The organism is Thermofilum pendens Hrk 5, from assembly GCF_000015225.1.
Lineage (GTDB): Archaea > Thermoproteota > Thermoprotei > Thermofilales > Thermofilaceae > Thermofilum > Thermofilum pendens.
Window position 1 is genome coordinate 118,164 of the sequence record NC_008698.1, and the last position, 14,406, is coordinate 132,569.

General features: G+C 56.4%; 14 protein-coding genes. 1 reads left to right on the plus strand and 13 read right to left on the minus strand.

What is annotated here, in order from left to right:
• The first annotated feature begins 31 nt into the window (after nt 1-31).
• Nucleotides 32-1,378, plus strand: a complete 1,347-nt coding sequence (locus TPEN_RS00710) for an FAD-dependent oxidoreductase (RefSeq protein WP_148677861.1) — start codon at nt 32-34, stop codon at nt 1,376-1,378.
• On the opposite strand, the gene TPEN_RS00715 is transcribed toward TPEN_RS00710, so the two are convergent.
• From TPEN_RS00715 to TPEN_RS09915, 13 genes are all read right to left on the minus strand, one after another.
• A complete protein-coding gene (locus tag TPEN_RS00715) occupies nt 1,375-1,932 on the minus strand; it encodes a hypothetical protein (protein WP_011751819.1) in 558 nt (185 codons plus the stop codon). The genes TPEN_RS00710 and TPEN_RS00715 overlap by 4 nt on opposite strands.
• A gap of 2 nt (nt 1,933-1,934) precedes the next feature.
• The gene (locus TPEN_RS00720; RefSeq protein ID WP_011751820.1) at nt 1,935-2,930 is read right to left on the minus strand and encodes an ABC transporter ATP-binding protein; all 996 of its coding nucleotides are present in this window, start codon (nt 2,928-2,930) and stop codon (nt 1,935-1,937) included.
• Between the two features lie 6 nt (nt 2,931-2,936).
• Nucleotides 2,937-3,905: an ABC transporter ATP-binding protein gene (locus TPEN_RS00725; protein ID WP_011751821.1), complete on the minus strand. Its 969-nt coding sequence runs from the start codon at nt 3,903-3,905 to the stop codon at nt 2,937-2,939.
• Between the two features lie 10 nt (nt 3,906-3,915).
• The gene (locus TPEN_RS00730; RefSeq protein WP_011751822.1) at nt 3,916-5,340 is read right to left on the minus strand and encodes an ABC transporter permease; all 1,425 of its coding nucleotides are present in this window, start codon (nt 5,338-5,340) and stop codon (nt 3,916-3,918) included.
• An 11-nt stretch (nt 5,341-5,351) separates the two neighbouring features.
• Nucleotides 5,352-6,416: an ABC transporter permease gene (locus TPEN_RS00735; protein WP_011751823.1), complete on the minus strand. Its 1,065-nt coding sequence runs from the start codon at nt 6,414-6,416 to the stop codon at nt 5,352-5,354.
• A gap of 125 nt (nt 6,417-6,541) precedes the next feature.
• On the minus strand, nt 6,542-9,229 hold the full coding sequence (locus TPEN_RS00740; RefSeq protein ID WP_011751824.1) for an ABC transporter substrate-binding protein: 2,688 nt from the start codon (nt 9,227-9,229) through the stop codon (nt 6,542-6,544).
• A gap of 162 nt (nt 9,230-9,391) precedes the next feature.
• The gene (locus TPEN_RS00745; RefSeq protein WP_052885363.1) at nt 9,392-9,811 is read right to left on the minus strand and encodes an Lrp/AsnC family transcriptional regulator; all 420 of its coding nucleotides are present in this window, start codon (nt 9,809-9,811) and stop codon (nt 9,392-9,394) included.
• 179 nt (nt 9,812-9,990) lie between these two features.
• Entirely contained in the window at nt 9,991-11,409 is a 1,419-nt protein-coding gene (locus TPEN_RS00750) for a hypothetical protein (RefSeq protein WP_011751826.1), read from the minus strand.
• A gap of 48 nt (nt 11,410-11,457) precedes the next feature.
• Nucleotides 11,458-12,069 (minus strand): restriction endonuclease, encoded by a 612-nt coding sequence (locus TPEN_RS00755; protein ID WP_011751827.1) that lies wholly within the window; start codon nt 12,067-12,069, stop codon nt 11,458-11,460.
• Nucleotides 12,066-13,127: a phosphoadenosine phosphosulfate reductase family protein gene (locus TPEN_RS00760; protein WP_011751828.1), complete on the minus strand. Its 1,062-nt coding sequence runs from the start codon at nt 13,125-13,127 to the stop codon at nt 12,066-12,068. Before TPEN_RS00760 ends, TPEN_RS00755 begins: the two co-directional genes overlap by 4 nt.
• A gap of 22 nt (nt 13,128-13,149) precedes the next feature.
• A complete protein-coding gene (locus TPEN_RS00765; RefSeq protein WP_011751829.1) occupies nt 13,150-13,794 on the minus strand; it encodes an MBL fold metallo-hydrolase in 645 nt (214 codons plus the stop codon).
• A 68-nt stretch (nt 13,795-13,862) separates the two neighbouring features.
• A complete protein-coding gene (locus TPEN_RS00770; protein ID WP_052884980.1) occupies nt 13,863-14,228 on the minus strand; it encodes an acyl-CoA carboxylase biotin carboxyl carrier protein subunit in 366 nt (121 codons plus the stop codon).
• A 10-nt stretch (nt 14,229-14,238) separates the two neighbouring features.
• Nucleotides 14,239-14,403, minus strand: a complete 165-nt coding sequence (locus tag TPEN_RS09915; protein WP_187146336.1) for a hypothetical protein — start codon at nt 14,401-14,403, stop codon at nt 14,239-14,241.
• Between the last annotated feature and the right edge of the window lie 3 nt (nt 14,404-14,406).

A 14,406-nucleotide genomic window follows, 5' to 3' on the forward strand; every position in this document is an offset into this window, starting at 1 on the left:
CTAAAGGGATAAGGCGTTCATGCGATCGACAATGGTGGAAAAAGTAGACGTGGCAGTTATCGGCGGAGGACCCGCCGGGATGACAGCGGCATCGAGGATTAAGAGGCTGAAGCCCGAGCTACGAGTAGCTGTTTTCGAGAGAAGCGGCTACGTGAGCTACGCCCCGTGCGGGCTACCCTACTACCTGGGAGGGCTCGTGGACAGTCTAGAACACCTAGTTCACTACCCCGTAAGGGTTTTCACGGAGGAAAGAGGCATAGAGGTCTACACGCGCACGGAGGTTGTGGAGGTCGGGGACGGGTACCTCAGGGCTAGGGATGCTAGCGGAGAGAGGACCTACGAGTGGGGTAAGCTCCTGATAGCTACCGGGGCTCGCCCAAAGGTGCCGCCCGTGGAGGGCGTAGACCTGGAGGGGGTCTTCACGCTAAGGGTGCTCGAAGACGGCGAGAAGGCTAGGAGGTACCTGGAAAAGGCTACACGCGTAGCGGTCGTGGGGGGAGGCTACATAGGCCTCGAAGTAGCGGAGAACCTGGTGAGGGCTGGAAAGACGGTCCTTCTGTTCGAGGTTCTCGACCACGTCTTCCCAGCCGTAGACCCCGACATGGCGCTCCTCGTGGAAAAGGAGCTAGCGAGGAACGGTGTCGAGCTCCACCTCGGCGAGGGGCTTAAGGGAATTCACGGCAGGGACAGGGTGGAAAGCCTGGAGACCACCAAGGGCGAGTACAAGGTGGATGCTGTCTTCATAGCGACTGGTGTGGCTCCGGAGACGCGGCTAGCCGAGAAGCTAGGCGTGAAGAAAGGCTCGACAGGGGCTTTAAGCGTGGATAAAAGCATGAGGACGAACGTGGACGATGTGTACGCTGCTGGGGACGTGGCGGAAGCACTGAACCTGGTAACGGGGAAGAACGACTGGTTCCCTCTGGCCCCCGTGGCGAACAAGATGGGCTACGTGGCCGGAGCAGCGATGGCGGGCTTGAAGGCAGAGTTTCCGGGGGCTGTGGGAACCTCTATAACGAAGGTCTTCGGCCTGGAGGTTGGGCGCGCGGGTTTAACCACCGCCAGGGCTCAGCAGGAGGGGTTCGACCCGGTATCGGTTATGATCAACGCGAACTCTAAAGCGAGCTACTACCCCGGGTCTAGCGCGATGTCCGTGAAGCTAATAGCGGATAGGAGGACGGGACAGCTTCTGGGAGGACAGATTATAGGCGGGGACGGCGTACTTGCGAGGCTTAACAGCTTAGCAGTCCTACTTTCCTTCAGGGCTAGAGTGGAGGACGCCTTTTTCAGCGACCTAGGATACGCCCCTCCGTTCTCTCCAGTTTGGGACCCAATAGTAACTGCCGCGCGAGTGCTACTCGGGAAGATAAGAGAAGCCTAAACCTGCTCGGCAGACTGCTCTGTACGCGACAAGTACTTGGCGAAGAGGTACTGGTAGAGGCCCGCGCTTAGAGAAGCCATCCCGGTTATCGATAGTAGCGCCCCGAGCGTGGAGAGGATGTCTACCTCTGTCCTGCTGAAGCGAGAGTATAACAGTATCAACGTTACATTGCTCCTGCACAGTGAACACGTTGATTCCAGCGTGACCCTGTAAGGCTGACCTTGAAGTACCACCCAGCCCGAGCTGTTATAGCGCGCATCTTTCAGCGTAAAGCCACCTATGCTCTCGTTGTTTACATCGTAGAACGTGGCTACGAGCTCAACGTTCCTGTCGCCCTCAATGCTCGCAACGTAGTATATCCTCTCGGCTACGCCGGCGCCTAGAGTCGCCTCGACGAAGGAGTTCCTGGGTAGCTCTAGGCGCAACTCTATCCTCTCGCGCGGTGATACGTAGTAGCTGGCGTACAGCGACGCGAGAAAACCCGCAAGGAGTGCCGAGAAGCCTACAGCTAGTAGAAAGAGACTTCTCCTTAGCTTCCCGGAGCCGCGCGGCATACCTAAGCCTTCGCTTCTCCGGCGAAGAGCCAACACTTAACGTAGTGGCCTGGCTCGACCTCCACTTCGGGCGGGTCCTCGCTCCTGCACCTGCTCGTCGCGAAGGGGCACCTGGGCGCAAACCTGCACCCGGGCGGCGGGTTCACGAGGCTCGGCGGCTCTCCTGGCGGGACCTCCCTGTACCTCTTCCTATTCTCGGGGTCTGGGTCGGGTATTGCCGAGAGCAAGGCGCGCGTGTACGGGTGCAACGGGTTCCTGAGTAGGGTCTTCGTTGGGGCTCTCTCCACTATGTGGCCGGCGTACATTATGAAGATCCACTCGCTGAAGTACCTCGTCGTCGATAGGTCGTGCGTGATGTAGATGAAGCTAATATTCCTCTTCTCTTGCAGGTCCCTCATCAACGTGAGGATCTCAACCCTTACGGAGGCGTCGAGCATCGATACCGGCTCATCGGCTACGACAAGGCTCGGCTTGAGTATGAGCGCCCTCGCTATCGCTACTCTCTGGAGCTGGCCGCCACTAAGCATGTGCGGGTACTTGTACGCAAAATCTTCTACCGGGGTGAGCCTTACCTCTTCGAGGGCCTTGAAAACCATTTCAGCCCTCTCCTCCTTGCTCCCGACCTTGTGTATGATTAGGGGTTCCTCGAGGATGCGGTAGATGTTCATGAAGGACGGCATGGCCCCGTATGGATCCTGCTGCACGAGCCCGGTCTCCCTCTTGTACCACATTAGCTCCTTCTCGGGCGTGTGCGTTATGTCCCTACCTTTGAACACGAGCTTACCGTCCGTGGGCTCGTAGAGGCGGAGGATAGTCTTGCCCAGCGTCGTCTTCCCGCTACCCGACTCGCCGACGAGCGATACGGCTTCGCCTGCCCTCAACTCGAAGGAAACTCCGTCAAGCGCCTTTACTTCCACTGTGCCTCCGAAGAGACCTCTCCGAACAGTGAACCACTTCTTCAGGTTTTCCGCCTTCAGTATAACCTTATCCTCGGACACTTCCCCTCACCTCTTCCCCTCGTGATACAACCAACACTTAACGAAGGAACCGGTCTTAAGCTCGAAGGGCGGGGGGTTCTCCCTGAGGCACCTCTCGTAGGCGTAGGGGCACCTCGGGTGGAACCTGCACCCGGGCGGCGGGTTTATCAGGCTTGGAGGAGCGCCGGGTATGAACTCCAGCTTCTTGTCCGTCCTCAGAGTTGGTACGCTCGCCATAAGCTTCTCGGAGTACGGGTGCCTGGGGTTTGTGTAGAACTCGTCTGCATCCGCTATCTCGACTATCTCTCCCGCGTACATAACTGCTACGCGGTCCGCTAGCTCGCTGGTAACCGCTATGTCGTGGGTGATGAAGATGTATGAGAGACCCATCTCGTTCTTAATTCGCTTGAGCAGGTTGATTATGTTGGCCTGCGTGATTACGTCTAGCGCGGACGTCGGCTCGTCCAGAATTATTATGTCGGGGTGAGTGATTAGCGCCATAGCTATGACAGCCCTCTGCTTCATACCTCCCGAAAGCTCGAAGGGGTACCTGTCGGCAAAGCTCTCGTGTATCCCCACGAGCCTCAGGTACTTCTTCGCCTCTGCGAGGGCCTCCTCGGGGGACATGTTGTTGTGAATCATTAGGGGCTCCGCTACCTGGAAGCCTACCTTGAGGACGGGGTTCAGGCTGTTCTGGGCTCCCTGGAAGACCATGGAGATCTTACGCCAGCGTATAAGCCTTCTGAACATCTCGTCGCTGAGCTTCATCACGTCGTTACCGTTGATGTATATCTCTCCGGTGAACGTGTGGACGTTCCTCGGCAGGAGCCTTATCAGGGCCCTCGCCAGGGAGCTCTTACCGCAACCGGACTCGCCGACTATGGCAAGGGTCTCTCCCTTCTTAAGGTCGAAGCTCACGTTGTCAACAGCCTTGACTACCCCCTTACGCGTCGAGAAGTAGAGGCGCAGGTTTCTAACCGTGAGCACGCTACTCATGCCTCCCACCTCACATCTCCCTAAGCCTCGGGTTGACGATTCGGTCCAGCGCGAACCCCAGGAATGCGAAGGCGAAGGCCGTCAGCATGAGCAGTATAGAGGGCTCCAATACCCAGTAGTAGTACCCCCTGTACAGCGCGCCACCGTTATACGCGTCATTCAGAACCTTGCCCCACGTAGGTAAGAAGGGGTCGCCCAGACCGAGGAACGAGAGAGCAGCTTCCAGGAAGACGTAGCCGGGAACGGCACCAATAAGCCCGGGGACTATCGGCGGAATGATCTTCGGGATTATGTAGAGGAAGATTATCCTCCAGTCGGAGGCTCCGTAAGCCTTCGCCGCCTCTATGTAGGGGTACTCCTTTATGGACAGCACGAGCGCCCTCGTACTCTTAATGCCCGCTCCGAAGATACTGAGCACTATGACCACGGTCAGGATAACCCAGATGTCCACCTTGTAGAACGCCGCTATTATTATAAGGAACGGCAGGAACGGTAGGATCATGTATACTTCGGTTATCCTCTGAATCACCGAGTCTACTACGCCGCCGTACCAAGCACCTATCGTCGCTATGATCATCTGTAACATAGACGTGACGAGAGACGCCGTCAACCCGAACGCCAAGGCTACCGGCGCGCCCCACAGCAAGGCTATCTCCAGTGGCCTGCGCAGGTTATCCGTGCCAGCGGGGCCGTAGACCTGACCGTATATTACAACCTTGGCTTCCAGGTCCGAGTCTTCACCGAAGCAAGTAGCCTCTATGTTCATCCTGTAAATACCTTTCTCGACGGGAAGGTTGCCCTTTTCGAGGCCTTCGCGCGAGTACTTTCCAAAGGTTAGTTCGAGCTGGTCAAGTAGGTCGGAGACGTTGGCACCGTACTTCGTGGCGGCGTAGAGCGCGAGAGCTTTTCTAACTTCCTCGCTTATCGAGTAGTAAAGAGAGTCATTAGGAGCTCTTAGCGAGAAGCGGGGTATTTCCAAGGTTAAGCCGTCCGGCCTCTGGATTGTTATCTTCACTATAGGTGGATCCTTCGTGTACTTAGCGTGGAAGAATATGTTTAGCTCGGATGGGTAGTCGTCGTATTGGTAGTCGAACATAAAGCTAATGGACACTAGCTTCATGTCAGTTCCAGCTATCGGCGTTACGGCTTTCGAGACCCCGAACGTCTGAATCCTCGAGTCAAGCTTTATCGTGCGCGGAAGCTTCCTCCCGACAAAGATCTCCCACCACTCTGGAGGCACAGCTCGGGGATTCTCGATCCATATATCCTCCGAGCCTCTCCAAAGCTTTATAGCCTGGTCGTAAGGGATGGTGACCACGGCATAGATAGAAAATGCTACTAGGAAGGCTAGTATCGCAAGCCCCAACACTCCAGACTTGTAAGTGAGTAGCTCTTTCAGCGTGGCCTTAATCCCGGAGACCGGCCTGCTGGACACATCCCTTCACCTCACGCTATACCAGCCTTTATTCTCGGATCTATCAGAGCGTAGACGAAGTCCAGTATCAGCACCGTAGCGGCGAGAAGGTAGGCGTATATAACGGTTATGCCCACGAGGACCGGCGTGTCGAAGCTCTGTATCGCCCTCCACGTCACGAGCCCGAGCCCGGGCCACTCGAACACAGTCTCCGTTATGATAGCGCCGCCCCACGAGCCTATAAGGCTCAGCGCGAAGTTCGTTACTATTGGTGGCAACGAGGGCCGCAGGATGTAGCGAGTCTCTATGAGCCTCGGCGGAAGCCCCTTAGCCTTCGCTGCCTCGACGTAGTCCTCCGTGGAGAAGATCAGGAAGAACGTCCTGGTCCCGTAAACCCCTAGGAAGAAGCCCGAGATTATCCAGGACGCCATGGGGAGTATCATGTGCTTGAGGACGCTCAGCGCGTAGGAAATCGGGTCGGGTGGTGGCGGCACGTCCACCATGCCTCCGGGCGGTAGCACGTGGAGCCAGGTGTAGAATATCAGTATGAGGAAAATCCCGTAGAACCAGCCGGGAAGAGTCGACGTCGGCGACAGGGCCACTACAAGCTTGTCGAAAAAGCTTCCGTAGTGGCGGGAGAGGTAAAGCCCCAGGAACAAGTGGATGAAGAAATTGATCACTGTTACCGTTGTGAAAAGCATCACGGTGTTAGGTAGCCTTTCGAGTATGATGTTCTTGACAAGGCGCGAGCCGCTATCACTAGTCATGAAAAGCGCCCTGCCAAGGTCCAGTGTCAAGGCGTTTTTAAGGTAGATAAAGCTCCTCTCGAGGAACGGCCTATCGTACCCGAGCCTCTTCACCTCAAGTTCAAACATCTGCTTTACCAGTTTGTCCTTTTCGGGACCAGGAAGGGAGCGGTAACGGGGATCTCTGTTTATCTGCTCGTAGATACTCGTGTAAAGATCTCCGAGAACGAACTCGTCTATCTTACCACCCATGTTGGCCACTATAATTGTAAGGTAGACAGCCACGACCACCGTTAGGTAGATCACTATAGCTCTCAGCGCTATATGCTTGACTAGCTTCTTTGAGACCATACCACCTACCTTTCAACGTAAATGTGTTTCAGGAATTTAAATAAATTATTTGTTATGCTTTTTAAACAAACCTATATAGGAAAAGAGCTAATCTTCTTGCTAAAGAAAAAGAAAAATTTTTTCTTTTATTGTTTTTGGGCGGTTTCTGCTTTTGGTTTCCTTAAAGCGAGGAAGACTGCCACGACAGCTATTATCAGGCTTAGCACTGAAAGGGCAAGCACGGTATTGACGGTGCCTTGTAGCGACGAAACACTGTTAGCGATGTCCGATATCTTGCCTCTAACCTCGCTTACACCAGTCTCGACGCCAGCAATCCTAGACTCGAGCTGCCCTCTAATCCCGGCGACCATGGTCTGGAAGTAGGCAATCTGCGGGATGACAGTGAACGGAGACTCCTTTATAGCCGGGCTCGCTACGTCCTTGCTCAGCGCTATCACCATTATCCTGTAGGGGCCGGGCGTCAGCTTGCCCGTGTCCTCCGGGCTCAGCTTAGCCTGCCAGACACCCTCGGCGGTGGGCGTTGCAGAGCCCTTCGCGAGTACGTTGCCGGCTGGGTCCAGCACCAGGAACTTCACGAAGTCCATGCGCTTGTTGGGGTACGGCTGGCCCTTGTAGGTAACCTGTATCGTGAACACGGCCTCGAGCCCTGGCACGACGTTGTCCGGCGGTCTCACGGCGACCTCCGGTATCGGCGGAGTTGCGAGCCAGGCCCACCTGTCGGACTTGTCAGGATAGTTCCTGTTAGCCTTGAGAACAGCTACGTGAGCATTATAGTCCGCGGTGTCGAGGTAGTAGGGACCGTCGCCCACCCAGAAGTGCTTGTGTGCCGCGTACCAGCTCTTAAGGGCGTTGTACCTAGCTTTAGCCTCGTCGACGCTCACGTACTTGCTCATGAAGTCCTTGAACGGGATGTAGCCCTCCGCGAGGGCTTCGTCGAGCATCTTCGAGAGGATGTCGAGGCTCGGTCCGCCGATGTAGTTCATCCACTCAACCTTCATCTTGTCTGCCTTGTCAGCGCTGAACGCCAACAAGCCTTTCTCCTCGGCCCTTATACCTATGGCGAGGGCGTGCCACGGGAAGTTAGGCCACCCGGCGAACCCGGATACTATCAGCTCGACGTCGGGGCTCGTGTAGTTCACGTAATACTCTATCACGAGCGGGGAAGTGCTCACGAAGCGCCAAGCAATGAAGTAGGATCTCCAGGCCTGGAAGCTCGGAACCGCTGACTCGTCGTAAAGCGGGCTGCTCGGGTCAACCCTGGCAAACGTCAGAGGCCAGCCTATAACCCAGTCCGCGAGGCTCATCGTTGTCCCGTCGTGATACTTTATCTTGCCTATGACGTCGCCGTAGCTAACCACTATCTTGAACTGCGCGTTCTTTACACCGGCCTCTCCGGCCGTCACGACCTTGTTGTTCTTCACGTCGTAAGAGTACCACGCGTCCGCGGGTACTTCGACCTTGTCGACAAACGTGAGCTTGCACCAGTCGCTCGAGCTAGTAGTGGGGGTGCCCTTCAGCGCATAGACCTCCGCGCTGACAGCCCTCTCGGGTAGCGGTAGGCCTGTGTACGGGCTTATGAGGAACGCATAACCCTGTGTTGCCCCGATAAGTACTGCATCGTAGACCCAGTTCGTCCCCGCAACCGGGTTCCAAGGTTCTACTAGTACTTCTCTCATGGCAGCTTTCACGCTACCTCCCGCCTTGTCGACGTAGCGCAAGGTTCTGAGAGAGATCGGAGATGAGAAGCCTCCGCTAAGGTCGGCCGCAAGGTCCACCTTCTTGCTGTAGATGTAGGGTACTATCTGGTCTACCAGCCAGACTCTAACGGAGTCCTTGAGAGCAAGGACAGCCGCCTTAGCCATAAGCTCCTGTCTTTCCTCTATGGTCTTGAACTGCCCATTCCACAGTCTAGTAGCTATGTCCATGAAGACGGGGTCCGGCTTGTAAGCCTGCCAGAGCGGCTCAGGTCTTCCGAGCGGAGTGTAGAAGTATCCCCAGACGCTACTATCGTCTCTGCTCACAGCCGTAGTTATCCAGCCTCCGGTGTATATGTGCCACTGCCCGTCTGCCGGGTTTCCGCGTATCCATATCGGGCTGGCTTCGCGCGCAGTCTTGTACATTCGTTCAACGGTGAAGCCGAGCTTCTCCAGCTGGTCTGCAACGTAGTCGCCTATCCGCCTCCTCTGGTCCTCGGTTCTTATCAGGAACTTTATGACAACAGGTTCTCCCTTGTAGTACCACTTCCCGTCCTTGTACGTTGCGCCCAGCTTCGCCATCTCCTCGAATATTATCTCCTTGCCCTTTTCGAAGTTGTAGCTGTACTGTGCCTCGAGCAACTTAACGGTGTCCGCCAGCTTAGCGTACTCGGGGAACTGGGAGATCAGGGGTAGCCACTTGGGTACAGCGAAGCCCAGCATTATCTCGTTCACGATGTAGTTCCTGTCGACAATGTAGTTCATAGCCTCCCTGATCCTCGGAACGCTGAAGGGGTTAAGCTTCCCGGTCTTCGGGAACTCCGGTCCCACGGGGTTGAACGTTAGCTCGAAGTAGAGCCCGAAGGCGTACTTGTAGTTTATGTTGGGGTCTGTTTTTAGCCTCTGAGCTATCGCCGCGTCGACGCGGACATCGCTGAAGTAAACCTGCACGTCTCCCTTGGCAATCATGTCCATTACTTTCGCTGGGTCGCCTTCCTTGAGGAAGGATACCTCGTCTACCCATGGACCCTGGAGTGGCTGTGGTTGTGCGCTTAGAAGCGGAGCCAGGAATGCGGCTACGAGCAGTGCTACGAGTAGTAATGAAAGTTTGGTGTTCATATTTTGTCGATTATTATCTTGTCATGATGCCTATTTAAATTTTGCCGAGGATTTTTCTGAAATAGATAAACAAAGACTATTAACTATGCAGTCTAGCAACGTGGTGTACAACTCTACTCTTTTTAAGCTATCCCCGTAAAAAATTTATAAGCCTTGCCGAGGCTACTTCAGCTTTTCAAGCACGATTGCCGGGCACACCCTCTTCACACCCTCCGTCGAGCCTATCTCCCCGATTATCTGCGTGAGGTGCTTGTTATCCCTAGCCCAGGCTTCCACCATTATCATGTGATCCCCCGTGGTTAGGTAGACCTTCACCGCGAAATCCTTCGACGCTATCTTTGATGCTACGTCGAGTATTTTCTCTGGTTCTACGTCTATGCCTATCAGCGCGACGCTCTTGTAGCCGAGCTTCGAGGGATCGACCTCAACTGTATACTTCTTTATTACACCTGCCCTTTCCAGTTTTCTTAGACGCTTCTTCACGGCTACATCCGTTATTCCCAGCTTTCTCCCCAGCTCTGTGAGCGAGGCCCTGCCGTTCTCCGTAAGCTCCCTTATCAAGGCTAAGTCTTTTTCATCCATGCGCACTTCTCGAGCCACAACCGTGCTAACAGTTATCTCCGCTAAAAAGGCTTCGTTATATCCGTCAACTTTAAATCCGTGCAACCCTATAAACTAGCACCGGCAGGATCGCGCCTCGACGCCCCCGAGCGGGGGTGGATGAAAAGGCGCCCGGGAAAACGCTACTCCGCGTCTAGCAGCTACCTACGCTTAATTTGCAATGTGACTATTACCGCCGCAGCCACCATGGGTAGAAAGAGAAGGATGGGAATATTCCTCTCCAGGAACTTGATAGTCTCCTTTACTGGGTCAAATCTCCTTGCGTAAGGCTGAATAAAAACTTCTAGGCTCGACGTAGAGGCATTGAGTAAAGCTCCCCGGTAGTCAAGCGCTAAAGCTTCCACCTCGGGCGTCGCCCTAGCCTTCATAACGCCGTGAAGCGTCCTCCAGCCGTAGATCGGCGATAGCATCGCCGATACCTGTTTTCCGTATTCCGCGAGGACGACTTCCCTCAGCGAGCAGTTATTCGAGAGACACACCTCCCTCCCGGAGAAGACCTCGAAGACCTCTCCGTCCGTCTTGAAGACCGCCTCCCTCGCGCCCCACGGAGCCTTCACCGGTAAAACCGACGAGTTGGAGGCTTTAACCAGGTACGCTCCCTGGAAGGCGAGGTCCCAGGCTCCCCTCAGCGTGTAGTTCAGTATCAGCGCCCCAGAAGTATCCTCCTCGAAGCCTCCGTACGCGACCACTACGTACGCTCCGCCTACACGTGTCACGGCGACGGCGTACTCTTCGCCGTAGCCCGTGATGGATGAAAGATACAGGAGCCCGCCCACTTCTGACACCCTGGCTACGAAGCCGTCATGCGTACCGTCGCCGCCCACAGTGCTCCCAACTAACAGTAGAGACCCGTCGTCGAGCGGTAAAGCGTCCTCAGGAGTGTCTATCCCGGCGCCGCCGACCACGGTGTCGTCCTTCAGCTCTAGCTGTGGGGTTAGCCTGGCTACAAAAACGTCTCCCTGCGAGACATTGTACGCCCACGTCTCCCCGACCACCACGAGGTAGCCGCCTGCGTAGAGAATCCTTCTCGGATGGTCGTCAAAAGAGGGACTCCCGAAGACAACCACGCGCACGGGTGTGCCCTTTGAGAGCCTTACGACGACAACGTCGGAGCTCCTCGTGGTAGCCTCAGCGTAGACGTATCCAGCTACGAAGAGGGTGCCGTTTCCAAGCGAGACGACGTCTACTCCGTACAGCGGCACGGCGCTTCGCAAGGCGTACACTCTTGGCTCGCCGCGAGGCTCTACTTCCGCTACTAGAATGGACGGCGCTCCTTCCAGGAAAACTGTGCCCACGAAAACCCCACTCCCGTTGGTGGCGTAGGAGCCCGTAACGAAGCCGGGGGCGTCCACGTAGTAGAGTTTACGTGTAGAGTTTGAAACGTAGCCGAAGAACGGTAGGGAGTATGCTCCCACTTTCAGTGAGCCGCCTAGGAAGACGCAATCCCTGTCGAAGTGCGCCGTCAGCAGGTTGACCTTCGCCGGGGCACCCAGGCTAGGCACGAGTAACAGGAGTAGCGCGGCGGAAATCAGTAAGGCGGCAATACGTAGCCTCGACACGCCTCCCCACGTACGTTGTTTGTGCGCCTTATTTAGGCGTTGTGCTCTTTATAGCGAGAGTAGGAGGAGCTTGCACTGAAGCCGTAGAAGCCTGAAGGGCGAGTGGAGAGTTATTGCCCCCTTCTCTCTGAGCGCTTCTACGGCTTTCCCGAGCGCATCCGTGGACACGCCGAGCCTCCTCGCAGCTTCCTCGAATGAGCTTGAAGAGGCGATTGCTTTCACGACTTCTACCTCCGGTGGGGACAGGTTCGCCGGGCTTACAGAGAGCAGTTTTTCCAACGTCAGCGCTACTGCTTCCTCCACTAGGCGTAGGAGCTCCTCTGTGTCGACGAAGTAGACGTAGTCGGGTATGAGTAGCACCTTTACGCCCAGCTCTTCGGCCGTAGCTTTTGCGGCTTCATCGGAGAAGCCTCTCGCGATGAGGAGCGGCTTGGCTCCGAGGAGCGCGGCGTTCGCGTATACCTGCCTTACGTCTGTAACAGAGACCCTCCCGGACTTCACCTCAACGGCGTACGCCTCGCCGTTCTTCCTAGCGAGGATGTCTACCTCCGCTAGGCTTACGCCGTTCCTCTCAAGCCTCAGGCGGGTTTGCTCTACGGAGAACCCTTCGAGCTCTAAGATTAGGCGCGCCAATGCCTCCACCCATACCCCGCGCGTCACGCCTTGCCCACCCATATCCACGAGAACATTTTCCTTGCTTCGCTCAGCGAGATTTTCGAGTCTGGGTCGACGTAGCCCGCTTCCAGCACGCGGAGCCTAGCCACGGAGGGGGTGTAGCGCCACAAGTGTAGCTCTAGGAACGTTTCTAGCGGCGTAACGCTCGAGTAGTAGTTCCTATAGGTCCTCGCCATGACCCACTCCACGAGACCCTCGTCCTCGACTTCGTGCTTCGAGGAGACCTCGAGCTCGTAGAGCCCTCTGTACGGGCAGAACCTACAGCTCACGCGGGGTAACCCTTGAAGGTAGTGGGGGTGTACGAGGCCGGCGCGCCTAACTATTCCCGCGACTTCCGCCGCGGAGAGGTCATGGACGAGGTTTACCACTCCCCCGTTGAAGTACACTTTTCTCTTAGCGAGGCCGCTGAGCCTTTCGTAGCGCTTCCCGGCCTCGAGCGCCCTCTCGGCTTTAGCCTCAACCTCGGCCCCTATCTCCTTCTTCGCCTCTCTTAGGGCGCGAGTCTTCAGGTACGTGCACCACCTGTCGCCGCGCTTCGGGAGCCCCTCCCTCAGCAGGTAGAACTCCAGCTTCCTCCTGTCCGGCTCGACTATTCTCAGGTCGACTCCCAGTCTTGACGCTACTTTCTCCGCGAAGGCTATGTTCTCCACGGGCTCGAGGTACGGCATGTGCACGTAGACTGCCGTTACCTTGAAGCCCACGATTTCCTGGAGCTTTGTGAGTAGGTAGAGGTTAGCCGTGCTGTCCTTCCCGCCGCTGAGGTCAGCCATTACGTGCTTACCCTTAAGCTTCTCGCCATGCCTCCGCGCGACCTCGGCCACCCGGTCTTCAACGGGGGCTTCGGTGCTCCACCCCTTCTCGGCTAGGGGAGGCTCGTAGACGCTTTTAAAGAAGCCCGTGCTACCCCTGTAGAGAGAGCCGCTACCCTGCGACCACAGGTAGAGGGAGGAGGGTTCGCCCTCGTACTCCACTTCTATGTAGTCGGAGAACGACCTGACGTACCCCCTCCTGCCGCTGGGAGAAAGAAAGGGGTACTTTTCCATCACACTGGCTTCCCTGGCTCGGCTATACCACCTCCACCCTGACTTTGCCTTGGAGCTTCTCGGCAAACCTCCTGGCGTCGCTCTCGGAGCCCACTATAGCCCCGTAGTGCATCGGTATGGCTAGCTCGGGGGATATTGTCTCCGCGGCTTTCACAGCCTCGTCGGCGTCCATGACGTAGGTCCCGCTAACCGGGAGTAGGGCTACGCTGACCTTGCCCTTCAGCGACGCCATCTCCGGTATAAAGTCGGTGTCGCCCGCGTGGTAGACTACGACGTCTCCTAGCCTTACGAGGACCCCTATCCCCTTGTAGTCCTTGGGGTGGAACCTCTTGCCTACGTTGTATGCCGGCACAGCCTCTATCTCGACTCCCTTCACGGCGACCCTGTCCCCGGGGTTGAGGAGCTTGTACTCGTATCCCAGCCCCTTAACCTTCGCGGCGCAGTTCACGCTGGCGACAACGACGGTGGTCTGCTTGGCTACCTTCCTTATATCGTCCGGGCTACAGTGGTCGTAGTGGTCGTGCGTGCATACCACTATGTCGGCGTCCCGGGGGGAGCTTGGCACCTGGAAGGGATCTATGTAGACAACGACTTTTCCATCCGTAATCCTGAAGGCGGCGTGCCCGAGGCGGGTTATGCTCACCCCTCGGAAATTAACGCTGCCCATGACCCTCAGAAGATTAATTGTGTACAGTGTAATAAACCCAGCGCGGATCTCTCCGGACGAGAAGGCGCTTATTCGCGGGGCGCTATCCTGGCTATCGGGGCTCCCTGCTTTACGACTTCGCCCTCAGCTACGAGCACTTCTTTTACCACGCCGTTCATGCTCGACTTTACCTCTATCAAAGTCTTCATAGCCTCCATCGTGGCTATAGTAGTCCCTTTCTCGACCCTTTGACCCTCCTTTACGAGTATCCTGCTGACCCTCCCGGTTATGGGGGCCACCACGTACTCCTTCGACTGGGGCTGTGCTTCGACCTTTTTGACGAGGCTTGTCTGGAGCACGGAGAGTACTGTTCCGAGGGGGGTCTCGCCCTCCGGTACCTCTACCTCCACCTCGTATGCCTCGCCCTCCACGATTACGAGAAACCTCTTCTTCAACTCCTACCACCTACCACGCGGCTACGTCGCTCTCCAGGATATCCGCTAAGGCGGCAAGCCTCCAAGAACCCCTTACCGTCGACTCTCGGAGCGCTTGCCTCCTCGCTTTGCCCCTCCTGGTATTCAGGTATACTATGACGGCGGCGAGGACGACAGCCCTCCTTGAAGGCTCCATCGA

What these genes read in the sequence shown, in the direction of transcription:
- TPEN_RS00745 (WP_052885363.1), bottom strand. Translation starts at nt 9,811, where the DNA reads ATGGATGAAAAAGACTTAGCCTTGATAAGGGAGCTTACGGAGAACGGC.
- TPEN_RS00715 (WP_011751819.1), bottom strand. Translation starts at nt 1,932, where the DNA reads ATGCCGCGCGGCTCCGGGAAGCTAAGGAGAAGTCTCTTTCTACTAGCT.
- TPEN_RS00735 (WP_011751823.1), bottom strand. Translation starts at nt 6,416, where the DNA reads ATGGTCTCAAAGAAGCTAGTCAAGCATATAGCGCTGAGAGCTATAGTG.
- TPEN_RS09915 (WP_187146336.1), bottom strand. Translation starts at nt 14,403, where the DNA reads ATGGAGCCTTCAAGGAGGGCTGTCGTCCTCGCCGCCGTCATAGTATAC.
- TPEN_RS00765 (WP_011751829.1), bottom strand. Translation starts at nt 13,794, where the DNA reads ATGGGCAGCGTTAATTTCCGAGGGGTGAGCATAACCCGCCTCGGGCAC.
- TPEN_RS00725 (WP_011751821.1), bottom strand. Translation starts at nt 3,905, where the DNA reads ATGAGTAGCGTGCTCACGGTTAGAAACCTGCGCCTCTACTTCTCGACG.
- TPEN_RS00710 (WP_148677861.1), top strand. Translation starts at nt 32, where the DNA reads ATGGTGGAAAAAGTAGACGTGGCAGTTATCGGCGGAGGACCCGCCGGG.
- TPEN_RS00760 (WP_011751828.1), bottom strand. Translation starts at nt 13,127, where the DNA reads ATGGAAAAGTACCCCTTTCTTTCTCCCAGCGGCAGGAGGGGGTACGTC.
- TPEN_RS00740 (WP_011751824.1), bottom strand. Translation starts at nt 9,229, where the DNA reads ATGAACACCAAACTTTCATTACTACTCGTAGCACTGCTCGTAGCCGCA.